25 protein-coding genes and 2 tRNA genes are annotated in these 24222 nt (G+C 61.0%); 13 read left to right on the forward strand and 14 right to left on the reverse strand.

Going from position 1 to position 24222, the window contains the following annotated elements; translation table 11 throughout:
- Nucleotides 1-14 precede the first annotated feature (14 nt).
- The 13 genes from PQR53_RS08425 to PQR53_RS08485 all read left to right on the forward strand — a co-directional run bounded on the left by PQR53_RS08425 (nucleotide 15) and on the right by PQR53_RS08485 (nucleotide 10211).
- Nucleotides 15-1088 (forward strand): DUF3300 domain-containing protein, encoded by a 1074-nt coding sequence (locus PQR53_RS08425; protein WP_408452249.1) that lies wholly within the window; start codon nucleotides 15-17, stop codon nucleotides 1086-1088.
- A 66-nt stretch (nucleotides 1089-1154) separates the two neighbouring features.
- Nucleotides 1155-2219, forward strand: a complete 1065-nt coding sequence (locus PQR53_RS08430; protein WP_408452251.1) for an alpha/beta fold hydrolase — start codon at nucleotides 1155-1157, stop codon at nucleotides 2217-2219.
- A gap of 431 nt (nucleotides 2220-2650) precedes the next feature.
- The gene (locus PQR53_RS08435; RefSeq protein ID WP_408452252.1) at nucleotides 2651-3415 is read left to right on the forward strand and encodes a hypothetical protein; all 765 of its coding nucleotides are present in this window, start codon (nucleotides 2651-2653) and stop codon (nucleotides 3413-3415) included.
- Nucleotides 3416-3862: 447 nt separating this feature from the next.
- On the forward strand, nucleotides 3863-4447 hold the full coding sequence (locus PQR53_RS08440) for a recombinase family protein (protein WP_408452253.1): 585 nt from the start codon (nucleotides 3863-3865) through the stop codon (nucleotides 4445-4447).
- 295 nt (nucleotides 4448-4742) lie between these two features.
- The gene (locus PQR53_RS08445; protein ID WP_408452255.1) at nucleotides 4743-4958 is read left to right on the forward strand and encodes a hypothetical protein; all 216 of its coding nucleotides are present in this window, start codon (nucleotides 4743-4745) and stop codon (nucleotides 4956-4958) included.
- 75 nt (nucleotides 4959-5033) lie between these two features.
- Entirely contained in the window at nucleotides 5034-5555 is a 522-nt protein-coding gene (locus PQR53_RS08450; RefSeq protein ID WP_408452256.1) for a hypothetical protein, read from the forward strand.
- Nucleotides 5556-5588: 33 nt separating this feature from the next.
- Nucleotides 5589-5930, forward strand: a complete 342-nt coding sequence (locus tag PQR53_RS08455; protein ID WP_408452258.1) for a hypothetical protein — start codon at nucleotides 5589-5591, stop codon at nucleotides 5928-5930.
- Nucleotides 5931-6040: 110 nt separating this feature from the next.
- The gene (locus PQR53_RS08460; RefSeq protein ID WP_408452260.1) at nucleotides 6041-6577 is read left to right on the forward strand and encodes a hypothetical protein; all 537 of its coding nucleotides are present in this window, start codon (nucleotides 6041-6043) and stop codon (nucleotides 6575-6577) included.
- Between the two features lie 136 nt (nucleotides 6578-6713).
- On the forward strand, nucleotides 6714-7094 hold the full coding sequence (locus PQR53_RS08465; RefSeq protein WP_408452262.1) for a sigma-70 RNA polymerase sigma factor region 4 domain-containing protein: 381 nt from the start codon (nucleotides 6714-6716) through the stop codon (nucleotides 7092-7094).
- A gap of 108 nt (nucleotides 7095-7202) precedes the next feature.
- Nucleotides 7203-8120, forward strand: coding sequence for a hypothetical protein (locus PQR53_RS08470; protein ID WP_408452264.1), 918 nt, complete (start codon nucleotides 7203-7205; stop codon nucleotides 8118-8120).
- A gap of 54 nt (nucleotides 8121-8174) precedes the next feature.
- Nucleotides 8175-8828 (forward strand): endonuclease domain-containing protein, encoded by a 654-nt coding sequence (locus tag PQR53_RS08475; RefSeq protein ID WP_408452265.1) that lies wholly within the window; start codon nucleotides 8175-8177, stop codon nucleotides 8826-8828.
- Nucleotides 8829-9504: 676 nt separating this feature from the next.
- Complete coding sequence (locus PQR53_RS08480) at nucleotides 9505-9801, forward strand: hypothetical protein (RefSeq protein ID WP_408452267.1); 297 nt, start codon at nucleotides 9505-9507, stop codon at nucleotides 9799-9801.
- Between the two features lie 17 nt (nucleotides 9802-9818).
- Entirely contained in the window at nucleotides 9819-10211 is a 393-nt protein-coding gene (locus PQR53_RS08485) for a hypothetical protein (RefSeq protein WP_408452269.1), read from the forward strand.
- A 232-nt stretch (nucleotides 10212-10443) separates the two neighbouring features.
- Here the strand turns inward: PQR53_RS08485 and PQR53_RS08490 are convergent, their stop codons facing one another.
- From PQR53_RS08490 to PQR53_RS08555, 14 genes are all read right to left on the reverse strand, one after another.
- A complete protein-coding gene (locus PQR53_RS08490; protein ID WP_408452270.1) occupies nucleotides 10444-11880 on the reverse strand; it encodes a DUF6538 domain-containing protein in 1437 nt (478 codons plus the stop codon).
- A gap of 65 nt (nucleotides 11881-11945) precedes the next feature.
- A tRNA-Pro gene (locus PQR53_RS08495) sits at nucleotides 11946-12022 on the reverse strand.
- 62 nt (nucleotides 12023-12084) lie between these two features.
- Complete coding sequence (locus tag PQR53_RS08500) at nucleotides 12085-12489, reverse strand: MerR family transcriptional regulator (RefSeq protein WP_408452272.1); 405 nt, start codon at nucleotides 12487-12489, stop codon at nucleotides 12085-12087.
- 46 nt (nucleotides 12490-12535) lie between these two features.
- Nucleotides 12536-12946: an integration host factor subunit alpha gene (locus PQR53_RS08505; protein WP_179733152.1), complete on the reverse strand. Its 411-nt coding sequence runs from the start codon at nucleotides 12944-12946 to the stop codon at nucleotides 12536-12538.
- Nucleotides 12947-13015: 69 nt separating this feature from the next.
- Entirely contained in the window at nucleotides 13016-15451 is a 2436-nt protein-coding gene (gene pheT / locus PQR53_RS08510) for a phenylalanine--tRNA ligase subunit beta (RefSeq protein WP_408452274.1), read from the reverse strand.
- 142 nt (nucleotides 15452-15593) lie between these two features.
- A complete protein-coding gene (pheS, locus tag PQR53_RS08515; protein WP_007181117.1) occupies nucleotides 15594-16607 on the reverse strand; it encodes a phenylalanine--tRNA ligase subunit alpha in 1014 nt (337 codons plus the stop codon).
- A 158-nt stretch (nucleotides 16608-16765) separates the two neighbouring features.
- On the reverse strand, nucleotides 16766-17125 hold the full coding sequence (gene rplT, locus PQR53_RS08520; RefSeq protein WP_006052502.1) for a 50S ribosomal protein L20: 360 nt from the start codon (nucleotides 17123-17125) through the stop codon (nucleotides 16766-16768).
- Nucleotides 17126-17154: 29 nt separating this feature from the next.
- On the reverse strand, nucleotides 17155-17352 hold the full coding sequence (rpmI, locus tag PQR53_RS08525; protein ID WP_074282768.1) for a 50S ribosomal protein L35: 198 nt from the start codon (nucleotides 17350-17352) through the stop codon (nucleotides 17155-17157).
- A gap of 247 nt (nucleotides 17353-17599) precedes the next feature.
- On the reverse strand, nucleotides 17600-18124 hold the full coding sequence (gene infC / locus PQR53_RS08530) for a translation initiation factor IF-3 (protein WP_074263967.1): 525 nt from the start codon (nucleotides 18122-18124) through the stop codon (nucleotides 17600-17602).
- Between the two features lie 48 nt (nucleotides 18125-18172).
- Nucleotides 18173-20080: a threonine--tRNA ligase gene (gene thrS / locus PQR53_RS08535; RefSeq protein WP_408452276.1), complete on the reverse strand. Its 1908-nt coding sequence runs from the start codon at nucleotides 20078-20080 to the stop codon at nucleotides 18173-18175.
- Between the two features lie 249 nt (nucleotides 20081-20329).
- Nucleotides 20330-20406, reverse strand: a tRNA-Val gene (locus PQR53_RS08540).
- Between the two features lie 129 nt (nucleotides 20407-20535).
- Nucleotides 20536-22779: a RelA/SpoT family protein gene (locus PQR53_RS08545; protein ID WP_408452278.1), complete on the reverse strand. Its 2244-nt coding sequence runs from the start codon at nucleotides 22777-22779 to the stop codon at nucleotides 20536-20538.
- Nucleotides 22780-22842: 63 nt separating this feature from the next.
- Complete coding sequence (locus PQR53_RS08550) at nucleotides 22843-23196, reverse strand: RidA family protein (RefSeq protein WP_179733162.1); 354 nt, start codon at nucleotides 23194-23196, stop codon at nucleotides 22843-22845.
- Between the two features lie 101 nt (nucleotides 23197-23297).
- Nucleotides 23298-24209: an alpha/beta fold hydrolase gene (locus PQR53_RS08555; protein ID WP_408452280.1), complete on the reverse strand. Its 912-nt coding sequence runs from the start codon at nucleotides 24207-24209 to the stop codon at nucleotides 23298-23300.
- Between the last annotated feature and the right edge of the window lie 13 nt (nucleotides 24210-24222).

A 24222-nucleotide genomic window follows, 5' to 3' on the forward strand; every position in this document is an offset into this window, starting at 1 on the left:
CCGGAACAGATTCCATGAAGTTGATGAAACGGGTCTTCTCAATCGTTGTGCCGTCATGCATCGCGTTCGGGATGGCGGGCCATGTGTTCGCCGATCAGGATAGTCAGGCGGTGGTCCCGCCGTCCACTGCAATCCAGCGCACGCCTGGTGAACTGCAGCAACTTGTTGCCCCCATCGCGCTATATCCGGATCCCCTGGTCGCACAAATTCTCGCTGCCGCCACACATACGGCGGAAGTCGTCGCAGCGGACCGCTGGGTGCAATCGAACTCCCAATTGACGGGGGACGCACTGGCCGCTCAAGTCGATCAGCAGGTCTGGGATCCTAGCGTCAAGGCGCTGACAGGATTTCCCGCCGTGCTCGCGAACATGGACCAGAATGTGGTCTGGACATCATCGCTTGGCGACGCGTATCTGAGCCAGCCACAGCAATTGATGGCGGCCATTCAGACAATGCGGCAGCAGGCCAGCACGGCGGGTAACCTGGAAACCGGCCAACAGGAAACGGTAGCGAATGATGGTGGATTGATCAGCATCCTGCCAGCCGATCCCGCAGTCGTGTACGTGCCCGAATATGATCCGTCGCTCGTGTATGGCGCAGCGATGGCGCTCTGGCCAGGCTGGTATGGCGATCCGGACCTCCACCTCGATGGGCCGGGAATCGTGTTCGGCGCTGGATTCGATTTGGGGTATTTCGGTGGCTACGGATGGGGCTGGCGACACTGGAGGCCCGACTGGCGTCATCGGGCGGTATGGTTCGATGGCGGCCGGTATGTGTGGCACAACCGCAGCCTCATCGACGCCAATCACTTCTTTCGCGGCAACGAAGGTTTCGATTCTCGGCATGGCGCTTACGACATGCGCGGCATGTACGGCGCGGGGCACACTTATCTGCCTGCGATGTCGCCGCGACAACTCGCCGGATTGCGTGGGGTTCCGGGCGTCGGATTGAGCCGGTTGGGGGGAATCGGCCCTGAAGGCTTCGGTCGCGCACAGTTCGATAGAGGGCGTCCGGGCTTCGGCGCGATGGGACGCGCCGAGATAGGACACGTGAGCGCAGGCGCCCATGGCGGAAGCGGACGCGGTTAGGCGCAGTGCCAGCGTCGGCCGCAATCACTGTCACCCGTCGTTCAATCCAGAATCGAGGTTCAATTGATGCGCTTTTTCACCGTTGTTCGCAGTAGCTGTTGTTCCGTTCTCTTTGCGTTACTCCCTTCGCTCGCCTTCGCGCAAAGTTATCCCGCTCCGCGTGAAGGTGACTGGATCGCACCGAGCTTTACGTTCCACACGGGCGATACGCTGAATGCTGTTCGCCTTCACTACCTGACCATTGGCGACCCTGCTAACCCGGCGGTTCTCGTGCTTCATGGGACGAACCAACCCGCGGCGAGCCTGTTGACGCCGAACTTTGCAGGCAAGCTGTTTGGACGCGGGCAGCCACTCGATGCGACAAAGTACTTTATCATCCTGCCCGAAGGAATCGGCATTGGAAAATCCGCCAAACCATCCGATGGTCTGCACGCGCATTTTCCTCAGTACGACTACGACGATATGGTGTCCGCCCAATATCGCATGGTCACGGAAGGACTCGGCATTCATCATCTTCGCCTCGTCCTCGGCTACTCCTTGGGAGGAATGCAGACCTGGCTTTGGGGCGAAAAGTATCCCGACATGATGGATGCGCTCGTTCCGATGGCGTCCCAACCTGTCGAAATGTCCGCGCGCAACTGGATGATGCGTCGCATGCTTGTCGAGTCGATCAGGCAGGATCCGGCATGGAACCATGGCGACTATACGGCGCAGCCCCCCTCGTTACGCCTCGCCAGCACGATGTTTGCGATCGCGACCAGCGGAGGCACCCTTGCTTACCAGACGTTGGCGCCGACGCGTGCGAAAGCTGACAAGATGGTCGACGACATGCTGGCGGCGCCCAAAGGCGATGCCAACGATGTCATGTATCAATGGGGTGCGGCCGCCGATTACAACCCCGTACCAGGATTGCCCCGAATTCAGGCGCCTGTACTGGCCATTAACTCCGCGGATGACGAGCGTAACCCGCCGGACACCGGCACGATGCAGACGGCGCTTCACCAATTGAAGCAAGCCCGCTTGTTGCTGATTCCAACCAGCGCCGAAACCCGAGGACACGCGACGCTAGTCAACGCAACGTTCTACGCAGAGCCGCTGGGTGCATTCATGCAAGCGACGGCCCCTCACTGACTGCGCCGTTCATGCTCACCCTCATTGACATGGATCTGTTGCGGTAAGGCGGTCCGCTATTCTGTGTGGACGACATGAAAGACTGCAAGCCTGCGCGGCGCAACCGACGACAACGGATGCGCCAACAACAAACAACAAACAACAAACAATCGGGCTGAAATTCGGATAAGGGTTGCTAGTGGTTGCCATTCCGGCAACCAGACGGCAACGAAAAACGGGTTACAGGCCGAAGCTTGTAACCCATTGATTTCTTTGGTCGGGGCGAGAGGATTTGATTCCCGCTGAACCCCACCTAGTAAGGCTTTGGCGCTGCGCCACGCACCGCAGGATGCAGGGTTGTGGGACAGACGAACGAGCCGCCAGTATAACGTCTTTATGCCACAGGTTGCCGTTATCATCTGAGGAACGCCACTCCAGAGAACAACGAACAGATGAGCGACCACCCTTTCTACGCAGACGCCACAGTCTGGCAGGGCGCGGCGGCTGTCGCTGCCCTTGTGTTGTCGCAGTTACCGCCGATAAAGCTATGGTTCCGGCGTGGGAAGCTGGACGTGGAATGCTTCGACCGCATTGCACTTAAACATGATGTCGGCGCGGCGGCGGCAGAGATGCACGTAACGATTACAAACACAGGCGGCGCTGATGTCAGGGTGAAGCGAATCAGCCTGAACGTTACTCGCGGGACCGAGCGGCGGGAACTGGACGCACGAGGCTTTTACGAGAAGGGCACGGACAAGCAGGCCACGCTGTTCACGCCGTTTACCCTGAAACCGAAAGAATCGTGGGGCTATAACCTGAACTTCTTTAAGTTCGCATCGCGAGAAGTCCGGCAGGAATACAGCACTCACGCACATGCACTGCGCATGGACATTGCGCGCAAAGCCGCCGCGAGGGATGCGGACCCGCAGGCGCGGGCGAATGGGGCGCTGGTGGAGGCGGAACCGGCATTGGTGGAACCATTGCTTGCCCTGTTCGACGCTCAATTCTTTTGGCGTACCGGTGAGTACCAGATCGAGCTTGTGATCGAGACGGACAAGCCCGCCGTGAACACTTCCCGTAAATTCCGCTGCACCCTGTTCGATGCTGAGAGCGAGCGGCTACGCGTACACCGAGATCACCTGAAACACGGTAACGGCGTTTTCTGGTTCGCATACCCAGTCGAGCCGTACATAGCCGAGATTCAATCCGTGCCCTGAACCGGGCCAAATTTTGGTGCGCTTATTCGTGGGCACTTAGGCCGCCCGCCCGCGCAAAAAGCCCCCATAGGCCGCGCTGGCCGCGTGCTGGAGGGTTGACGGGCGCGGGCGTGCAGGCGCGGGCGACTGCTCCTCTGCCAAGCGGCGACGGCGGGCCACGAACGGGCGCACAGGGCGCAGAGCGGGCCGGACATTTGGCGACGAGTCAGACACAGGGCATGCGTACAGGGCCAGCACTGGCGGGCCTGAGCGGCTACTCACACTGTCGTGATCGTACATGCAGCGCGCGCTAAGAATGCGAGCAGCGGCCTGATACCCTGTTCATAAAACACTCGTTTGTTGATCAGTGACACCGGCATCAGATAACTGTTCATCAAGTCCTGCTTGACGGGTTTCTGAACACAGGAGATAATGAACACCTTTGATGAACACCGAGGAGTAACCGAGATGAGCCGCACGTTTCTTTATGCACGAGTCAGCACGAACGATCAGGACGCACAGAACCAAGTGCTAGAAGCCAAGGACAAGGGTTTCGACGTGCGCAAGGATCGCGTGGTATGCGAGACGATCAGCGGGACCGTGGCCGCGATGGACCGCCCATTGTTCGCAAAGCTGGTCGATAAGCTGGAAGCAGGCGATACGCTGGTATGCACGAAGCTGGACCGACTCGGACGCAACACCACGGACGTGACGGTTACGGTTGACGCGCTACACAGTAAGGGCGTGAAGCTGCATTGCCTCGCCATTCCCGGCGTCGATCTCACGTCACCGGCTGGCCGCTTCACGATGACCGTACTGTTGGCGGTTGCTCAGTTCGAACGCGAGTTGATCGTTGAACGGACGCATGCAGGACTGGCTAAGGCGCGCTCAGAAGGCCGGGTTGGTGGACGCCCTGACGCACTCACCGACGAGCAGAAGCAGGCGATTATGACGCGGCTGGCTGGCCCGGATGCGGTATCGGCGCGGGCACTGGCGAAAGAGTACGGCGTGTCTCCGAATACGATTCTGAAGCTGCGACCGTACACAGATTGAAGGAGACGACAGGCGAATAGAACGCGCTGGCACCACCACTAGACCACCGACGAGGCCCGCCACTGCGCGGGCTTTGTGCTTTCTGGCGTTGGCGCAAAGCCTTACGGGGCTTGGGATTCCGATTTCGATGGGCTCAGCAGACACACATAGGCATTGCCGAAAAGCCTACGGATTTGATTCTGGACGACTCACAAGACACACATACCAATTTCGCTGGACTCAGCAGACACAGAATCAATTTCGATGGATCAGATAGACACACATTCCCATTCCCCACTTTCCATAGGAGCAAGCCATGTTGACCGCAGAACAATTGAACCGGAGCCGTAAGGCCCGCGAGTACCTCGTTGAAGCCTACGCACGAGGCGACGCGAACGCCGTTGCCGCTTTCCGCGCGGCGCTGCGCTTCGCACTGGGCACCGAGCCATTACCGGCGTGGGCACAGCCTAAGAAGCCCGGACGCAAGAGCAATGCCGAGCGGGCGAAGTTGGCCGCGCGAGCGACCGCCTGACAGCAGAAGTAGCACGGCTTCGTCCTAGCCGATAACAGGACACACAACCACTCAATCACACCCAAGGAGAATTCTATGTCTTTCCCACGATCACAAATTGGCGGCGACGCAGCGGCACCGGCACGGTTTTCCGGTAGCTTGCCCGGATCGGGTTCGGCTTCTGTCCAGTCCCGTAGCTGGAGCACGAAGGGCGGCACCGGCTGGCAGGGCAGCGTAGCGGCTGGCGCTGGAAACCCAGTGCAGTACTCCCGCGACGTGGACGACGCTATCAATGCGGGTAACTCGCCTGTGTCTCTCACGGACGGGCGCGGCGTGAGCCACCGCTACGACGAGTCGCCAGTCGGCTATGTGCGGGCGGCGGGCTTGAACCCTGTCAGTCAGACGGACGTGGCCGCGCTGAACCGCTGGCCGGAGCTTGCGCTGTACGCGCTGGCGGAGACGGTGAAGGCGAACGCATTCGTAAAGAACAGCACTAGCACCGTAGTGGGCACCCGGATTCACGCGTCACTGGGCAGCAATGCACCGGCAGAGGCCAAGGCTTCGTTTTCGTTCGTGCCACTGGCAGCAGTGCAGGCTTCGCTCACGCGTAGCTGGTAAGCACCACACAACCAACCACAGGAGAAACACAGAATGAGTCTTTCACTCTCATCCAACGTCAAGTCCATCCAACGCGTCGATGAGGCAGACAAGAGCGTGCTCGCTGCACTGTCGGTCACGTACGTCGATGATGCAGGTGTGACCCGCACGAAGAAGCTGCAAGAGTTCAACACCGCCGAACTGGCGGTCATCGGAGGCGCGGCACTGGGAACGCTGTTGCCCGGCGACATCCTGAACACGTTCGCCAACACCATCGGCGGCACGGTGTGGGGTTCGTACACCGGCAACGGCCAGCTTGCGGCGATCCTGAAGGCGCAGGGCGCTGGCGCTGTCCACTCGGCACACCCGACATCGGACACTTCTGTACTGTACTGACGCATGACGCGACGGGCGGCGCGGTATCCGCCCACGATCAGCAGGAATAGTTAGCACTCCACATACACAGTCGGCGCACTGAGCGACGGCACACCAAGGAATAGATGACCATGACGAAGAACACCACGAACACGAAGAACACCACGACCGCACTTGACCGCTTCGCTACAGCCGAGCAGGCACAGGCGCAGCTAGTGGCATTGGGGAATCTGCACGCGGCTATTGCACCGCTGGCGAATCAGTACCGGCAATTGAAAGAAGCGTTCGAGCGCATCGAAGCACTGGAAGCGGAACAGATCGAACTGAATGCAGCGATGCCCGCACTTCTGGCGCGCGACCGGCAAGCCGTTATCGACAGTCTCACGGTTGTTAGCGTGCGTGCTGCGGACGATACCGCGCTGTCCGCGTTGATCGTTGAGTACGAGTTCGGCTTCGACCATGCGACCGGCAAGCCGCACACCCGGAAAGAACAGTTGCACGCCGCTGGCCGCGAGCTACACGCAGCAGTAGCGCAGGCGGCACACCTTCTGCCCGCGAGCGTGCTGGAGTTCGGAGACGGCGACGCGGCGGCAGGTATCGAGAAGTACTTGCAGCACAAGCGGCGCGGCTACATCGCGGGACCGTCACCGACTGTTTACGGCGCGTAACGCACCGGCCAAATAGGCCGACCAAGTTTTGAGCGCGTCAACCGCGCGAACGTTTGACCCACGTTTGACCATCTGAGGCCCGCACGCGCGGGCTTCGTCACATTTGAAGTACCCACCTGAACACCAAGGATAGAACATGACCGCATTGAACACGACCACCCGCCGAGTAGGCAACGGCACGCACAACACCGAACGCCTGACGGGCCGCGCTATTAGAGAGTACCGCGCGAACCCGGAGAAGTTCCCGCTTCGCTTCTCCGAGATTGGCGACGAGTTGCGCGCCCAAGGTTTCCGAGTGCATGACGCCGAGGTACACCGCGCGACGCAGATCGAATGCTTGGACACCGACGAGAAGCACGGCATTGTTGGCGACTTTCTCGCGGACATGAAGACGATTGAGATTGCGCAGCGGTACGGCGTGAGCATCGTGACGGTGAATCGCGTTGTGAAGCTGGCGTTCATTCTGGAAAAGGCAGAGCGCGCAGCGGCAGAGGCGAAGCTGGCCGCGATCCACTAAACCGCTATGCGTACCGAGGCTAAAGCAGTACCAAAGAAGGCCGCACGAGGCCGGACAAATGGCGGGACAAATGCACGGTTTCCGAAGACAGGGACCGCCCGTAAACCCATGACAGATAAGGCTCGCAAGCAGATTGCGCGCTGTCGTGATCGTAGTGCGGCGATGCGCCCCCTGTCGTTGTTCGAAGTGCTCGACAGGGCCGACTACATCAAAGGCGAGAAGGCGCTAGAACTGCGCTGGCCGGTTGAATTCCCGGATGACTACCGCGACACGCGAGGCCGCTGGCCGCGCATCGAGCGCGTAGAGCCGCCGACCGAATGGCGACACAAGCGGGACATTGCCGACCGCGACAAGGCGCTACTTCATTCGCTGTTCAATCGGTACACGGACGCAGGCGACGGCAGGCATTACGAGCCGCCTGTATGGATGCGTCACCCGCTGGCCTACAACCCGCAGGCGATGGCATTCATGGCCGCGCTGAAGGGATACGACCGGACGCTATGCCGACGAGTGGTTAAAGGCATGTACGCGGACTGGTTGCCTATGCCGTTGCTGTATCCCGACCCGATCAAACCGAACAGGGCATTTAACACGCCAACGATTCGCCTGAAGCTGGACCCGGACCTAGTAGCCGACGACGAGACGCACCCGTACGGCGAGAAGGACTTGCTACGGCAGCTAATCACGGCAGAGCCGAGGGCAGGCAGGCGGCGACGGATGGCGGCGATTCTCTGCGAGCTAACCGGCGTTCCATTCGATCCGGCATGGATGCCCGACGCGCTACGCGAGACGGACGGCGACGACCCGGAGCCGATCAGACGCGAGAAGCAGTACACGCCCGAGCGCGAGCTAAAGGCGCTGGCCGCACTACGCAAGCAAGGCGTATTGAAAGGCGTATTGAAGGCCACGACAGGACCGGCGACGACCGGCGATGTCTCCCAGTTGCGGCGACTGGCCGCGATCAACGAAGAACGAGCGAAGCACGGATTACCGGCGCGGACCCTCGACCAGTTACCACCACTCTGACAACACGCCCGCGACCGGAGAACCGGCGCGAGGCGCTACACCAAGGACTAGATTATGACGAACACGACGATTGACCCGAGCCGCAACTTCGCCCGCACCAAGGGCACGACGAAGCCGCACCTGATTATGTCGTTGGCGATGCAGGCCGGATGCTGCGACATCTGCGGCGCGAGCTTGACGCTGGCGAAGGCACACAGCGACCACGACCACCGGAACAATCTGCCACGCGGCGCACTGCACAAGCACTGTAACGCGGCGCTTGGCGCGTACGAAGGGAAGGACGGCACGCAGGAGAACGGCGGCGCGCTGGCCGCGTACGTTGCGCGATGGATGCCGAACATGCGAGCCGGGAAAATGCTCCCAGCTATCGCCCGATACAAAGCGTTCTGGAGCACGGCGACCGACAACCAAGCCGCGATCCGCGAAGCGTACGTGACGACCGGCAGCGCGCGGAAGCTGACCGACGAGCACGCCGAGATGTGGCGCGATGCTTGGCAGCAGTTCGAGCAGGCGAGCGCGGCGAACCCACCGAGCCACGGATTCGATAGCCGCATGGTCGGCATGATGAGGGCGAAGGGTTTCGTAGAGCGCCCGCACGGATGGGTAAAGCTGGACCCGGCAGAGATCGACCGCGCCATGATTGCGGCGGCGGAACACTTCGGGCCGGATACGGTGCGCGCTGCGCTTGCCATGATGGAGGCGGCATGATGCGCGCGATTGTCCGATGGCTAGGTTGCTGCGTCACTGCTGGCGCGCTGCTGTCCTGCACTCACCCGGCGCAAGCTGGGCACCCGGCAGCGGACGGCGGCGACCGTTACACCGAGGCGGAACACGTTCAAAGGGCCGATTGCATCCGGCGCGGGGTTCCGCTGGCCGGTTGTGTGGCTAGGGCGGCTGGATCAGACCGCGCAGAAGCGCGCCCTGCCTTGCCCGCTGATGCCGACGAGCGCCCGGATTCCCGCGCCCATAGTGAGGATAAGTCGTGAGCCGTACGGGACGCCCACCGCTGGCATGGCCGGAGCAGACGGCGGATTGTCGGCAGTTCCACCGAGGCGACCACCTGACGGCGGCGCTAGTCCGGCATGCGAAGACCTGCACCGCGTGCTGGCATTTCCACCAACGTCGATTCGGGCGGTTGCGATGGGCGGCGGCACAGGAACGGAACCCCACTTTCACCGGCAGACCGTGCGCCCGCACGTACGCGAAAGACGGCGCGCCGCGGGTTTGCGGATCAACCGGCAGGCGACCTATCGACGGCGCTTGTTACGCGTGCCAGACGCGGCGCTGGCCGCTTCTCGAAGGCAACATGAAGCCGGGAGTTCGAGCCGATGGCAGGCGACGACAGGGCCGCGCTGAATGGCTACGGCGGCAAGGTGAGCTTGCTGTGTCCGAAGTGCTGGACGGCGAGCACACCGAGCACGGCGCGGGCTGGCGCGCGCATGGCCGGATTTACGGCGACGGACGGCTACACGTTCAGATCATCAACGCGGGCCGATGGCCGCGCCATCCGAACGGCTACACGATGTTGACCGATGCGCGATTCAACACGCGGGGCGACGTCCCGGCGCAGCAGCGAATCTACGACCGCCACGAGGGCGGCGACGGGCCGCTAACACGATTGATGCAGAAGTTGCAGGAAGCCCACCACGAGGCCGCACAGCAGCGGCAGACACACATTTAGTCAACCAAGGACATGACATGACGGAACGACGATTAGTACGATTGACCGTAGCAGAACACGAGGAGCGGCAGCGGAAACACGCGGCAGCATGGCGAGCACGTACCGGACAGGGCAAGGTGCCGAGCGACCGCGTGCACCGGGCAGCGATTGAGCAGGCCGAGGCCGCGCGAGAAGCCGAGCGCGAGGCGCGGGCGGGCGACGAGACTTTTACGCGGGGCGACCTCGACAGGGCCACGCCGACCGGCGCGCGGACAGTTCAGGAGATGCGGATTCAGGAATGGGAGAACTGCGCACCGGGCAGCGTGCCGTTCTCAGGTTCCGACCTCGACTCGCGAGTGTCCCGAGCAGAAGGGCAGGCGATCCGCGAGCGAGTAGACCCGCACCATAACCCGGCGATTCCGAGGCGATAAAGGGCGGATTCTGCCCGGACATTTGCCCGGACATTTGCCCGGACATTTGATGGGACAAATGGCACTTTCTGGCGTTGGCTGATTGCCCGCAAACCCTTACGGGGCGGGCTTCTCCCGGCTTCTACTCGCTGTCGCGATAGTGCTATGGCGATGCGCCGAGAGTGCGCCGCCGTGCATCTGTTGGCGCTGGCGACAGCCGAGCGAGCCGCAGGCGTCGCGAGCAGCGCAACCCTTATCGTTTTGCTGGCGGCGGCAGTTCGAGGCCGTAGATTCTGTACCGTTGCATGGCATCCACGAGCGGGGCGAGCGGGTACAGCGTCGCGCCGTACCGGCGACCGACCGAGCCGGAAGCGTGCCCTGTGATGGCGTCCGATACTTCCTCACTGATGCCGCACTCTCGCATGGTGTGCTTGAGTAGATGTCGGAACGAATGGAAGACCATTCGAGAATCAGTGATGCCGAGCTTGTGAATGTGCTTGCCGAACCACTTACCCCATAGCGCGCCTTCGCGCCCCTCGCGATCCGGTTTGAGTGCAGGGAACAGACGCGGGCCGCTGACGCTCTGCGCGTAGTCGATGAAGCCGAGCGCGATTAGATCGGGATGGACCGGGACGCGGCGGCGGGACGTTGCAGTCTTGACGCCCTGCCCTTCGCCTTCGTCACTGATGCGGATACACCACGCCGAGTGAGCCGAGCCGCTGGCGTCCGTGTACGGGGCTTGCTGAATGTCTGACGGCTGAAGCTGTGCGAGTTCTTCGAGACGCGCGCCAGTGTAGAGCGCGAGGAGCGGGAGCCAGTACGCGGCTTCGCCCGCGCCGCCTTCTGGCCGTGCGTGTTCTGTGTAGACAGGTGAACCGAAAATGAGCTTGAGGGCTGGGAGATCAAACGGCAGGCGAGCGGCTTTAGCGTTCGACCGTGCGCCGACCTTGATGCCCTTTGCCGGGTTGGTGGTTGTCCATCCCTGATCGAGTGCATACGACAGGAGCGCGGACAGCATCGTCAGAATCTTGTCCGTGTTGATTGCTGTTTGGCCGGATGATAGAAGCGCATCTTTGAAGGCAATGACGTGCTGACGTGAGATCGAAGCTACAGGAACAGGGCCGACGACTTCGCGGAAGCGGCGCGCTGTGCGCTCTGCTATCTGCACGGTGCGGGCTTGCGGCTGGCGCTCTTTTGTCCATGCGTCGATGACATCGGGAAGCATCCGACCGGCTGGCCGTGCGGGCTTCGTTGTTGCCGTGGCGGGCTTCGCGGTGCTGTTGGCGAGACGGCGCTGTACTTCGCGTTCGACGGCGACGCGCTGCTGTATCTGGAATTCCTGTGCTTCGGCTTCGGCTTCGCGTACGCCTTCGTCAAGCGAGGCTTGAGCGTCTTCCCAGTCTTCCTGATGTTCGCGGGTTGGATGCGGATCGACGTGAACGACCGAGGGCTTAACGCTAGCGCGTAGGGCTTGCCATTCGGTATCGAGTCGGACGCCTTCAGCGCGACAGAGCGCGACGGCTTCTGACCTGTCAGACGTGCCGAGTGCTTTCGTTACTTCGGACTTGCCAACGAGGGAGACGAGATCGAGAGGGACGCGGCGGCGGATGTAGTACCGGGAACCGCGTTTGACAAGGTGCGTACACATAGCAGGATGATACGAGCTTTGAACTCGCTGTGTAGCATCCACACGGACTAGGAGCCGCGCCAGATAAGGCTGACAGGCCCGAAGGCCCGCCAGTCTTTGCTTTGACTTGGTCGGGGCGAGAGGATTTGAACCTCCGACCACCTGCACCCCATGCAGGTACGCTACCAGGCTGCGCTACGCCCCGAACAGCTAAAAATTATAACAGACACTTCAATCGATTAGAACTGCCCTACGCTAACAAAGCGATTAGTGACCCAACAAATCGATCACATGCAGCAATTCCTTACGCAACTGCTCCACGTCTACCGCAGCCGCTGCTGCCGGCGCCGCTGCGCCCTCACCTTCCTCAACCACCTCAGCCGGCGCACCGTGCGCGCCACCGCCATGCGAATCAAGCCGATTACGCGCTCCATTGATCGTGAAGCCCTGCTCATACAGCAACTCACGAATCCGCCGGATCAACAGCACCTCGTGATGCTGGTAGTACCGGCGATTGCCGCGCCGCTTGACCGGCCTCAACTGCGTGAACTCCTGCTCCCAATAGCGCAGCACGTGCGGTTTTACGCCGCATAGTTCGCTGACCTCACCAATCGTGAAGTAGCGCTTCGCCGGGATCGGAGGCAAGACGACTTTTTCGATCGTCGCTGTCATCGTCAGTTAGCCGTCGTGGTGGGTTGCGCAGGAACGCGCCAATCGATCAGCGCGAGAAGCTTGCTTCAGCGCCGTTCTCGACCAGTGCCTTCAGCTTTTGACTTGCATGGAACGTCACAACGCGCCGCGCCGCGATTGGAATCGCCTCACCGGTCTTCGGGTTTCTGCCGGGACGCTGGGGTTTGTCGCGCAACTGAAAGTTGCCGAACCCCGACAGCTTCACGCTATCGCCACTCTCCAGCGCATCGCGGATCACCTCGAAGAATGCTTCGACCATATCTTTCGCTTCCCGCTTGTTGAGCCCGACATTGTCGAACAGCAACTCGGCAAGTTCAGCCTTGGTAAGCGTCGGCGTTTCGGTGGAAACGGCCGCGGGTGATGTCGGAATTTCGCGAATCATGGCGCTGCGTTGCGCCGTAAGAAGGGCTTCGAAATCACTCGAGTTCATTTCATTCATATCTATCAAATGGCGCGCCAAGCAGAAACGGAGGTTGCGAAAAAATGCCGTGCAAATGCTAAATGCGGGTTATCCACGCAACCGTGCGCCATATACTCGAGCCAGACGTTCCACCAGAGTTTGAATGGCCAGATCGACCGTTTCATCCTGAAGGGTCCCGCCAGTATCTTGCAAGGTCACACGGAACGCAAGGCTTTTCTCGTGAGCAGCCAGACCACCGGAAGTGTTTGATTTTGGACGGAATTCGTCGAAAAGCGCAACCTTCTGGACAGTCTTGCAAGCCTCTTCGGACTGCGCCTTCTGGAGCTCGTCCAGCAGCGCTTGTACCTCGATTTTCTGATCGACGACCACCGCAATATCGCGACGGACCGGCGGGAATCTGGACACATCCGACGGAATCGGCAATACGCGCTGCATTAATGCTTCCGATTCGATTTCAAACAGAATAGGCGCATGCGGTAAATCATATTTTTGCATCCAGCGCGGATGCAATTCGCCAATCCAGCCCACTGCGCGATCATTCAGTTCAATACGCGCACTGCGGCCCGGATGCAAAGCCGGATGCTCCGCTTTCACGAAGCGCGCCACGGCCGGCGCGAGCACGGCTTCAATGTCGCCCTTCACGTCGAAGTAGTCGACGGCGCGCGTTTGTGCACCCCATTGCTCTTCGAACGCGGGACCGTAGGCGAGGCCGCCGATCATCTTCGGCTGTGCGAAACCTTCGACCGTCAGCTCGCCGGCCTTGATCGACGGATCGTGCAGGAACACGCGGCCAGCTTCGAACACGCGTACGCGATCGGCCGCGCGACGGTTCAGGTTGGTACGCAGCACGTTGATCAGGCTGCCGAACAGCGTGGTGCGCATCACCGACAACTGGCTCGCGATCGGATTCAGCAGACGTACCGGCTTGTCGTTGCCGGCGAAATCCTGCTCCCACTCGGCGTCGACGAAACTGAAGTTGACCGTCTCCGCATAATCTCGCGCGGCGAGCGCGTGACGGATCACGTGAATCGAGCGCTGCGTTTCGTTGGTCGGCATCATTTCGCTGGTCGCGACCGGCGGACGTGCGGGAATTTTCTCGAAACCGTAGATACGCGCGACCTCTTCGATCAGGTCCTCTTCGATTTCGATATCGAACCGGTACGACGGCGGCATCACCGAGAACGTATCGCCGTCGCGTTCGAAAGTGAGGCCGAGCCGCGTGAAGATCTGCGCGATTTCGTCCGCATCGATCTTGATACCGATGATGCGGTTTGCGCGCGAAATCCGCATCTTCACCGGCTCGCGCTGCGGCACGTTGACGATCTGATCGTCGACCGGGCCGGCTTCGCCACCGCAGATATCGAGGATCAATTGCGTGATCCGTTCGATATGCTCGACCGTGGTCGCGTAGTCGACGCCGCGTTCGAAACGATGACCCGCATCGGTCGAGAAGTTGTATTTGCGTGAGCGGCCGCGAATGCTGTCCGGCCACCAGAACGCGGCTTCGAGATAGATGTTGGTGGTGTCGAGCGTAACGGCCGTGCTGTCGCCGCCCATGATGCCGGCGAGGCTTTCGATGTGCTGTTCATCGGCGATCACGCCGACGGTTTCATCGAGTTCGACGGTGTTGCCGTTCAGCAGCTTGAGCGTTTCGCCCTTGCGGCCCCAACGCACGTCCATGCCGCCGTGGATCTTGTCCAGATCGAACACGTGCGACGGCCGGCCGAGTTCGAGCATCACATAGTTCGAGATGTCGACGAGTGCGGAAATGCTGCGCTGACCCGAACGCTCCAGTCGCTGGACCATCCATTGCGGGGACTTCGCGCGCGCGTTCACACCGCGAATCACGCGCCCTGAAAAACGGCCGCACAGATCGGGGGCCGAGATTTTGACGGGCAACGTTTCGTTAAGCTTGACTTCGACCGGCTTGATCTCAAGCGGGCGCAGCGCTGCGCCGGTGATGGCCGAGGTTTCGCGCGCCACGCCGAACACGGACAGACAGTCCGCCTTGTTCGGTGTCAGCTTGACTTCGAAGACCGTGTCGTCGAGATTGAGTGTTTCGCGGATGTCCTGGCCGATCGGCGTATCTTCCGGCAGGATCATCAGGCCGCTATGATCTTCCGAGAGCTTGAGTTCGCGTGCCGAGCACAGCATGCCCTGACTTTCCACGCCGCGCAGCTTCGAGAGCTTGATCGCGAACGGCGCGCCGCCCTCTTCAGCCGGCGGCAACTGCGCGCCCACGAGAGCGACCGGCACCTTGATGCCCGGCGTGACATTCGGCGCACCGCACACGATGTTCAGCGTCGCGCCCGTGCCGGCGTTCACCTGACATACGTTGAGCTTATCCGCGTCCGGGTGCTTGACGACTTCCAGCACCTGGCCGACCACGATCTTCGAGGTCGGCGGCGCGGCCGGCCGCAGGTCTTCGACTTCGAGACCTGCCATCGTCAACGCGTGCGACAGCTCATCCGTCGTGAGTTGCGGATTGACAAAGGTTCTCAGCCAGGATTCCGGGAATTGCATGGTTCTGTGTACGTTCTGATCAGGTTAGGTCCATGTCCGGCAGGTACTTCGATACTCGTCATTGACGAACACCGCCGGGGACGCTGCTGCGGCACTGCGTGCAGTGTCGCGCTCTATGCTTGTCGCGTTCGTACGCGCCGGTTCACGCGAATTGACGCAGGAAACGCAAGTCGTTTTCGAAGAACAGACGCAGGTCTTGCACGCCGTAACGCAACATCGTGAGCCGCTCGAGGCCGCTGCCGAAAGCGAAGCCGATGTAGCGCTCGGGGTCGAGGCCCATGTTGCGGATCACCGTGGGGTGAACTTGGCCGGAACCCGAAATTTCGAGCCACTTGCCGGCGTTCTTGCCCGTTTCGAACAGCATGTCGATTTCAGCCGACGGTTCGGTAAACGGAAAGTACGACGGGCGGAAGCGCACGAGAATGTCGTCCCGCTCGAAGAATTTCTTGAGGAAGTCGGTATAGACGCCCTTCAGATCCGCGAAGCTGATGTTCTCGTCGATCCACAGGCCCTCGACCTGGTTGAACATGGGCGAGTGAGTCGCGTCGCTGTCCACACGATACGTGCGGCCCGGCACGATCACCTTGATCGGCGGCGTGTTGGTACGCGCGTAACGCACCTGCATCGGGCTGGTGTGCGTGCGCAGCAGCAGTTGACGGCCGTCGGCGTCTTTGCCGTCGACGTAGAAAGTGTCCTGCATGGAACGCGCCGGGTGGTTTTCCGGGCTGTTCAGCGAGGTGAAGTTGTACCAGTCGGTTTCGATCTCGGGGCCGTCGGCCACGTCGAATCCGATCGTACGGAAAATCTGTTCGACGCGCTCCCATGTGCGCATCACCGGGTGCAGGCTGCCTGCACCGGTGCCGCGACCGGGCAGCGTGACGTCGATGGCTTCAGCGGCGAGGCGTTGGTTCAGCAACGCATCGGCCAGCGCCTGACGGCGGGCCGTCAATGCGGCTTCCACTTGTTGTTTGACGAGGTTGATCCGTGCGCCTTCGGTCTTGCGCGTTTCGGGATCGAGTTTGCCAAGTCCCTTCAAGAGCTCGGTCAGCGCACCCGATTTGCCGAGAAAGCGGGCTTTCTCGTTCTCGAGGGTGGTGACGTCGGAGGCTTCTGCGAAGGCTTTTTGCGCGTCGGCGACAATCTGGTCCAGATCCATTGATCCCATCATTTCAACGTCAGTGTTCAATCGAAAGCAAAACTGGTTCTACCAACAAAAACGGGGCTCGGTGAGGAGCCCCGTTTTTGCTGCAGCGTCACCGAGACTACCGGATGTTCGCTGCAACGAACCACGCAGTTTAATTGCCCAAAGCGCAATCAGGCTGCAACGGCGGCTTTCACCTGCTGAACGATCGCAGCAAAAGCAGCCTTGTCGAACACAGCCATGTCGGCCAGCACCTTGCGGTCGAGTTCGATCGAAGCCTTCTTCAGGCCGTTGATGAACACGCTGTACGTCATGTCGTGCTGACGCACCGCCGCGTTGATACGCGTGATCCACAATGCACGGAACACACGCTTCTTGTTGCGGCGATCGCGGTAGGCGTATTGGCCTGCGCGCATGACCGCCTGCTTGGCGATGCGATAGACGTTATTGCGACGGCCGCGGTAACCCTTGGCCAGCTTGATGATCTTCTTGTGACGGGCCCGTGCGGTAACCCCACGTTTTACTCGAGGCATGTTTAGCTCCTATGAGTTTCGGTTAAGGGTTAAGCGAACGGCAGCATTGCGCGCACGGAGTTCATATCTGACTCATGAACTGACGTCGAACCGCGCAAATGGCGTTTGTTCTTGGTGGTCTTCTTGGTAAGAATGTGGCGCTTGAAGGCTTGACCGCGCTTGACGGTACCGCCCGGACGCACCACGAAGCGCTTTGCAGCACTCTTCTTGGTCTTCATCTTCGGCATGACAACTCCATTATTAGATGGATATGGGTGTGCGGTCGGCCAGATGGCCACTACCCGCCCTTCGAAACCCATTCCACTTGGTATGCAGACCGCCGATACCACCAGCGGCCGCTTTTCAGGAAACGGCGCCCATTTGCATAGGCGCCGATCCGAAACCTGCCGATACCGCGCCGGACATCTGGCACAGCATCGTTCAATCTTTCGCAACCGGAGCGCGCGCCACACGGCGCGCCGCCGCCCCAATCGCTTACTTCTTCTTCTTCGGTGCGAGCACCATGATCATCTGGCGCCCTTCCATTTTCGGCATCTGCTCGACCTGACCGACTTCGTCGAGGTCCGTGCGCAGGCGCTCGAGCATGCGCATACCGATTTCCTGGTGGGCCATTTCGCGGCCACGGAAACGCAACGTGATTTTCGTCTTGTCGCCGTCGTCGAGGAAGCGGATGAGGTTGCGCAGCTTGACGTTGTAATCGCCGTCATCAGTGCCCGGGCGGAATTTGACTTCCTTGACCTGGACAATCTTCTGCTTCAGCTTGGCCTCGTGTTGCTTCTTCGCTTCCGAGTACTTGAACTTGCCGTAGTCCATCAAACGGCAGACCGGCGGAACCGCTTGCGGAGCGATTTCAACCAGATCCACATCCTGCTGTTCCGACATGCGGAACGCATCAGCAAGTTTCACGATGCCGAGCGGTTCGTTCTCGACGCCGACCAGACGCACCTCGGGTGCTGTAATTTCACCGTTGATGCGGTGCGCAGACTTATCAGTAGCGATGTTACGTTTCCTCTAAAAATTAAAAAACGAGCCGGGCTGCCAAGTGGCTCAGTTGAACGACTGCACGTTCTGGCGCAGACGCTCAATGAAGGTATCGAGAGGCATCACGCCCAGATCGACACCACCACGGGCACGCACGGCTACCGTTTGGGCTTCACGCTCTTTGTCGCCGACCACAAGCAGATACGGCACCTTTTCCAGCGTGTGCTCGCGTATTTTATAGCTAATCTTCTCGTTGCGCAAATCAGCCTTTACTCTAACCCCTTGTTTTTGCAACGATTGGGCTAGCGACCGCGCATATTCGGCCTGACTTTCCGCGATATTCATCACCACGACCTGCATCGGAGCCAGCCATGCGGGCATTGCACCAGCATGGTGCTCGATCAGAATACCGAGAAAACGCTCCATCGATCCGACGATTGCCCGGTGCAGCATGATCGGACGGCGACGGCTATTGTCTTCGGCGACGTATTCGGCGCCCAGCCGTTCCGGCAGCACCATGTCGAGCTGCAGCGTGCCGCATTGCCACGAGCGACCGAGCGCGTCCTTGATGTGGTATTCGACTTTCGGCCCATAGAAAGCGCCCTCACCCGGCAACTCTTCCCACGTCACGCCACACGCTGTCAGCGCCTCGCGCAGACCCTGCTCCGCACGATCCCACGTCTCGTCCGTACCCGCGCGCGCGTCCGGACGCAGCGACAGCTTGATCTCGACGTTGTCAAAGCCGAAATCCTTGTAGACGCTCATCGCCAGCGTATTGAACGCGATCGACTCGCTGATGAACTGGTCTTCGGTACAGAAAATGTGCGCGTCGTCCTGCACGAAACCACGTACGCGCATCAGGCCATGCAGCGCGCCCGACGACTCATTGCGATGGCACGAGCCGAACTCCGCATACCGCAGCGGCAGATCGCGGTACGAACGCAGACCGTGGTTGAACACCTGCACGTGGCCCGGGCAATTCATCGGCTTGATCGCGTAATCACGCTTTTCCGACTCGGTCGTAAACATGTTTTCACGATAGTTCTGCCAGTGGCCCGACGCTTCCCAAAGCGAACGGTCCATGATCATCGGCGTCTTGATTTCAAGGTAACCGGCGTCGTTCACGCGGCGGCGCATGTACTGCTCGACCTGCTGCCACAGCGTCCAGCCACGCGGATGCCAGAACACCATGCCCGGCGACTCGTCCTGCATATGGAACAGATCGAGTTGCTTGCCGAGCTTGCGGTGATCGCGTTTTTCGGCCTCTTCGAGCATGTGCAGATACGCGTCCTGGTCTTCCTTCTTCGTCCAGGCCGTACCGTAGATGCGCTGCAACTGCTCGTTCTTCGAGTCGCCACGCCAGTAGGCGCCGGCCAGCTTCATCAGTTTGAAGACCTTCAGCTTGCCGGTGGACGGCACGTGCGGGCCGCGGCACAGATCGGTGAAGCCGCCATGCGAGTAAAGCTTGATTTCGTCGGTAGCCGGAATCGATTCGATGATCTCGGCCTTGTACTTTTCGCCGATGCTCTTGAAGTAGTCCACGGCTTCGTCGCGCGACACCACGCGGCGCGAGACCGGCTCGTCTTTCTTCGCGAGTTCCTGCATGCGCTTTTCGATCTTCTCGAGATCTTCAGGCGTGAAGGGACGGCTGTAGGCGAAGTCGTAGTAAAAGCCGTTGTCGATGACCGGGCCGATCGTGACTTGCGCTTCCGGGAACAGATCCTTCACCGCGTAGGCGAGCAAGTGCGCCGTGGAGTGACGAATGATGTCGAGACCGTCGGCGTCTTTATCGGTGACGATGGCGAGCGCCACGTCATGATCGATCAGCGCGGACGTGTCGACCAGCTCACCGTCGATCTTGCCGCCGAGCGCGGCCTTCGCGAGGCCGGGGCCGATCGACGCGGCCACTTCGGCGACGGTCACCGGATGCTCGTACTGTCGAACAGAACCGTCAGGCAGGCGTATCGAAACCATTGCGTTCTCCGTGGTGCCGACCGGCGGCGGCACATACAACCATCAAATAAGCCAAAAAAAATGCGGCCCCACTTTCGAGGGGCCGCATTCACATTTCCTGCAAACTACATTGGCGAAAGTGGTCCTCGACTAGCGTCGCTCCGAAGTGGTTTCGGTCAACGTTCGCGGTGTCATACCCTACTCGCCTTTTGCGCCGAGGCGCTTACTGCAGTTTGCGAAACCCCGGTAAAACCGGAATTTCTCTTTCGTTGGTAGGCTCGATTGGACTCGAACCAACGACCCCCACCATGTCAAGGTGGTGCTCTAACCAGCTGAGCTACGAGCCTGAAGAAACGAGATTATATGGAGCCCCACACCGCTTGGCAAGTACTTTTATGCACCGACTTTAAATTCACACGCACGCGCTCATGCGCTTTGCACGGATGCTCGCTGGCACCCGCCACTTCGTACGCGCATCAACTTTTTCGCGAAGCGCGCACCACGCCCGTCACTTCACCAAGCAACGTACACGCGCGCTGAATTTGCGCCGCATTCGATACCTCGACCGTGAATTGCATGAACGCGGCGTTGCGACGCGATTGCGTTTTCACACCGATCACATTCATTTTCTCGCGAGCGAAAACTTCGGAGATATCGCGCAGGAGGCCCTGCCTATCTGTCGCCTCGATGCTGAGGTCGACGGGATAGACCGATTGCCCGCGGCCGCTCATGACATCTGCCGACCATGCGGTTTGCAACACACGCTCCGGCGCGCGATCGGCCATGCGCAGGAAGGTCGGGCAATCGCTGCGATGAATCGACATGCCCTTGCCGCGCGTGACAAACCCGCAGATAGCGTCGGGCGGCGCGGGACGGCAACAGCGCGCGAGTTGCGTGAGCAACGCGTCGACACCGACCACTAGCACACCCGTGGAAGCCCCGCGTGCAACGCTCGCGCCACTGCTGCGTTTCTCGAACTGTTCCGGCGCGTCGACGACTGGCTCGGGTGGCGGCGCATCGTGCAGCGCCTGCTCGACGAGCCGCAGGCTGAATTCTTCCTTGCCGACCACCGAGAACAGATCGTCGGTCGTCTTGAAGCCCAGCTTGGCGGCGAGCTGATCGAGATTGACCGAGGTCTTGCCTTCGCGCTGCAAGGTCTTTTCGACCATCGCCCGGCCGCTTGCAATGTGCTCCTGCACTTCGACCGCGTTGAACCATGCGCGCACCTTTTGCCGCGCCCGATGGCTTTGCAGATATCCGAGCTGCGGGTTGAGCCAGTCACGCGATGGACCACCCTCCTTCACCGCGACGATCTCGACCGTCTGGCCGTTCTGCAGTTGCGTGTTGAGCGGCACCATCGCGCCGTCGACACGCGCGCCACGGCAGCGATGCCCCAGCTCGCTATGCAGGTGATACGCGAAATCGACCGGCGTCGCACCGTGCGGCAACGGGATCACGCGCGCTTGCGGCGTGAGCACGTAGATGTGGTCGTCGTCGAGCGTGGCCTGGCGCAGTTGCTCCCACGGCTGCGCCGCGCGTTTCTCGCCGTGCTCGCCCTCGGAGACCTCATCTTTCCACGCGAGCAGCTGACGCAGCCACGCGATCTTCTCGTCGTATTTCTCATTGGCGCTGAACTGGCCGCTATAGCCCCGCGTGCCCGCTTCCTTGTAGCGCCAGTGCGCGGCCACGCCGTACTCGGCGAACTGATGCATTTCCTGCGTGCGAATCTGCACTTCGAACGCGCGGCCGTCGTCGCCAATCACGACCGTGTGCAGCGATTTATAGCCGTTCGGTTTCGGCCGCGAGATGTAGTCGTCGAACTCTCTCGGCACCGGCTGCCACAGGTTGTGCACGATGCCGAGCACCGTGTAGCAATCCTTGATGTCCGGCACGATCACGCGAAACGCGCGCACGTCGTACAGTTCGGCGAAGTCCAGCTCCTTGCCGCGCATCTTGCGCCAGATGCTGTAGATATGTTTCGGCCGGCCGCTGACTTCAGCCTGGACATGCGCCGCGGCCAACTCCCGCTGCAGCCGCTCGATCGCTTGCGCAACATAGCTCTCGCGCTCGACGCGCTTCTCGTCGAGCAGCTTGGCGATGCGCTTGTAAGTGACCGGCTCTTCGAAGCGGAGCGCGAGATCCTCGAGCTCCCACTTCAGTTGCCAGATGCCGAGCCGGTTGGCGAGCGGCGCGTAAATATCGAGCGTCTCACGCGCGACGTCGGGCGACGGCGTGAGTTTCGCCGCCGCGTAATAACGCAGCGATTGCAAGCGCGACGCGAGCCGGATCAGCACCACTCGAATGTCCTGCGCGAACGCAAGCAGCATCTTGCGCAGCGCCTCGACCTGGGCGCGGCGCGCGGCTTGTGCGTCACGCCCGGCTTCAGGAATCGCATTCTGCGCGGCACGCAAACTCACAGTGCCCAGGCGCAGCAACTTGCGCACGTCGCCGACCAGTTGCGCGACTTCTTCGCCGAAGTTGTCGGCGATCACGCGCTCCGGGTCTTGCAGATGCGGTGTCAGCGCGAACAAGGCCGCCGCCAGCACAGCCGGCGGATCGACATTGAGCGTGCGCATGATCGACGCCGTACCCGCCGCATGATCCGCCAGCGATTCGCCCGATGAGAGCCTCACCTCGCCCGCATGTTCACGCACGAACGCCATCGCTTCGTCGAAGGAAGGCAGCGGTGTCGGCGTGCTCGTAAGGATTTCGGTAGTCATGGTGCGACGGCCCACCGGGCCAGACGGATCAACGGAATTTCAACAACCTCTGCGAAGCCAGGCTTAATCGCGCTGCGCAGCGACGACAACGATCTCGACGAGGCACTTCGGGTTCGCGAGCCGGGCTTCCACGGTAGCGCGCGGCGGCGTGGCGCCTTGTGCGACCCACTCGTCCCACACGGCATTCATACCGGCGAAATGCACCATGTCCGAGATGTAGATCTGCACGGACAGCAAATGCGACTTGTCGCTGTCCACTTCACCCAGCAGACGGTCGATGTGGCCGAGCACTTCGCGCGTTTGACCCGTGATGTCCTGGTCCGCGTCTTCAGCAATCTGACCGGCGAGGTACACGGTGCCGTTGTGCACGGCAATTTCCGAGAGGCGCTTGCCGACGTGGTGACGAATGACTGCCATGAAGAATCCTGAGGTTGGTTGAAAATTGATCGAAGATGCGTTCCGCATTACGCCCGCTCGCTCAAGGCTCGAGGCTCCCGGAGGCCGCGCGGAACTCGATATTATGACGCGTCAGCGGCCGGCCCGATAAAGAACTGCCTCGCGAGGTCGATCTGATCGGCCGACAGAAACGCCGGCGCATGCCCCACGCCCGCGATTTCCGCGCTCGATACGGCGCGCCCGCTCTCGACCATCCTGGCGACGGTCTCACGAGAAAGCAGATCCGACTGCTCACCGCGCACCACCAGCACAGGCCCCTGAAACGCGGCCAGCGACTGCCACAGCGCGGCCTCGCCGAGTTTGGCCGCCTCTTCGGTGGTCGCGGCAAACGGCACGGCGATGCGTGGGTCATAGCGGAACAGCCATTCGCCGCCTTGCTGATGCAAGAGCGGCGTATTGATCTCGCGCCACTCATCTGGAGTTAGCGGGCCAAAAGTTTGCGCGAGCAAGGCAGCGTAATCGATGCCCTGCTGCAGCGTTTCGAAGCGCACGGGCTTGCCGAGATAATCGCCGATGCGCTGCACCGCCGCCGGTTCCAGATGCGGCCCGATGTCGTTCAACAGCAGCTTGCGAATCGGCGTTTCCGGCAGGCCGGCGAGCGCGAGCCCAATCAGGCCGCCCATCGAGGTGCCGAACCAGTCGACCGTTTCGACGTTCAGGCGCGCGATCAGCGTGATCATGTCGGCGACGTATTGCGGCACGCCATACAAGTTGGGGTTGCTGAGCCGCGAAGACAAGCCCCGCCCCGCCACATCCGGACACACCACGCGGTAAGTGCCGGCGAATTCCGCCGCGAGGCGGTCGAAATCGCGCCCTGAGCGCGTCAAGCCGTGCACGCACAGCAGCACACGTGGATTGGCCGGATCACCCCACTCGGTGTACGCGATCCGGTGCAGGCCGCCGGCGCTCGCGCATTGCACATAACGCTGGCGCGGCGCGGACCGCTCGGCGGTGGAAGCGGACGTTTCGGTCATCTGGGTTCCTTGC

The organism is Paraburkholderia fungorum (assembly GCF_046027605.1).
In the GTDB taxonomy this organism is placed as follows: Bacteria; Pseudomonadota; Gammaproteobacteria; order Burkholderiales; family Burkholderiaceae; genus Paraburkholderia; species Paraburkholderia fungorum_F.

What these genes read in the sequence shown, in the direction of transcription:
- thrS (WP_408452276.1), bottom strand. Translation starts at nt 20,080, where the DNA reads ATGGTTTCGATACGCCTGCCTGACGGTTCTGTTCGACAGTACGAGCAT.
- PQR53_RS08425 (WP_408452249.1), top strand. Translation starts at nt 15, where the DNA reads ATGAAGTTGATGAAACGGGTCTTCTCAATCGTTGTGCCGTCATGCATC.
- PQR53_RS08550 (WP_179733162.1), bottom strand. Translation starts at nt 23,196, where the DNA reads ATGGCAGTCATTCGTCACCACGTCGGCAAGCGCCTCTCGGAAATTGCC.
- pheS (WP_007181117.1), bottom strand. Translation starts at nt 16,607, where the DNA reads ATGGATCTGGACCAGATTGTCGCCGACGCGCAAAAAGCCTTCGCAGAA.
- PQR53_RS08435 (WP_408452252.1), top strand. Translation starts at nt 2,651, where the DNA reads ATGAGCGACCACCCTTTCTACGCAGACGCCACAGTCTGGCAGGGCGCG.
- PQR53_RS08445 (WP_408452255.1), top strand. Translation starts at nt 4,743, where the DNA reads ATGTTGACCGCAGAACAATTGAACCGGAGCCGTAAGGCCCGCGAGTAC.
- PQR53_RS08450 (WP_408452256.1), top strand. Translation starts at nt 5,034, where the DNA reads ATGTCTTTCCCACGATCACAAATTGGCGGCGACGCAGCGGCACCGGCA.
- PQR53_RS08500 (WP_408452272.1), bottom strand. Translation starts at nt 12,489, where the DNA reads ATGACAGCGACGATCGAAAAAGTCGTCTTGCCTCCGATCCCGGCGAAG.
- PQR53_RS08455 (WP_408452258.1), top strand. Translation starts at nt 5,589, where the DNA reads ATGAGTCTTTCACTCTCATCCAACGTCAAGTCCATCCAACGCGTCGAT.
- PQR53_RS08485 (WP_408452269.1), top strand. Translation starts at nt 9,819, where the DNA reads ATGACGGAACGACGATTAGTACGATTGACCGTAGCAGAACACGAGGAG.
- PQR53_RS08465 (WP_408452262.1), top strand. Translation starts at nt 6,714, where the DNA reads ATGACCGCATTGAACACGACCACCCGCCGAGTAGGCAACGGCACGCAC.
- PQR53_RS08430 (WP_408452251.1), top strand. Translation starts at nt 1,155, where the DNA reads ATGCGCTTTTTCACCGTTGTTCGCAGTAGCTGTTGTTCCGTTCTCTTT.
- rplT (WP_006052502.1), bottom strand. Translation starts at nt 17,125, where the DNA reads ATGCCTCGAGTAAAACGTGGGGTTACCGCACGGGCCCGTCACAAGAAG.
- PQR53_RS08460 (WP_408452260.1), top strand. Translation starts at nt 6,041, where the DNA reads ATGACGAAGAACACCACGAACACGAAGAACACCACGACCGCACTTGAC.
- PQR53_RS08470 (WP_408452264.1), top strand. Translation starts at nt 7,203, where the DNA reads ATGACAGATAAGGCTCGCAAGCAGATTGCGCGCTGTCGTGATCGTAGT.
- rpmI (WP_074282768.1), bottom strand. Translation starts at nt 17,352, where the DNA reads ATGCCGAAGATGAAGACCAAGAAGAGTGCTGCAAAGCGCTTCGTGGTG.
- pheT (WP_408452274.1), bottom strand. Translation starts at nt 15,451, where the DNA reads ATGCAATTCCCGGAATCCTGGCTGAGAACCTTTGTCAATCCGCAACTC.
- PQR53_RS08505 (WP_179733152.1), bottom strand. Translation starts at nt 12,946, where the DNA reads ATGAATGAAATGAACTCGAGTGATTTCGAAGCCCTTCTTACGGCGCAA.
- PQR53_RS08545 (WP_408452278.1), bottom strand. Translation starts at nt 22,779, where the DNA reads ATGACTACCGAAATCCTTACGAGCACGCCGACACCGCTGCCTTCCTTC.
- PQR53_RS08475 (WP_408452265.1), top strand. Translation starts at nt 8,175, where the DNA reads ATGACGAACACGACGATTGACCCGAGCCGCAACTTCGCCCGCACCAAG.
- PQR53_RS08555 (WP_408452280.1), bottom strand. Translation starts at nt 24,209, where the DNA reads ATGACCGAAACGTCCGCTTCCACCGCCGAGCGGTCCGCGCCGCGCCAG.
- PQR53_RS08440 (WP_408452253.1), top strand. Translation starts at nt 3,863, where the DNA reads ATGAGCCGCACGTTTCTTTATGCACGAGTCAGCACGAACGATCAGGAC.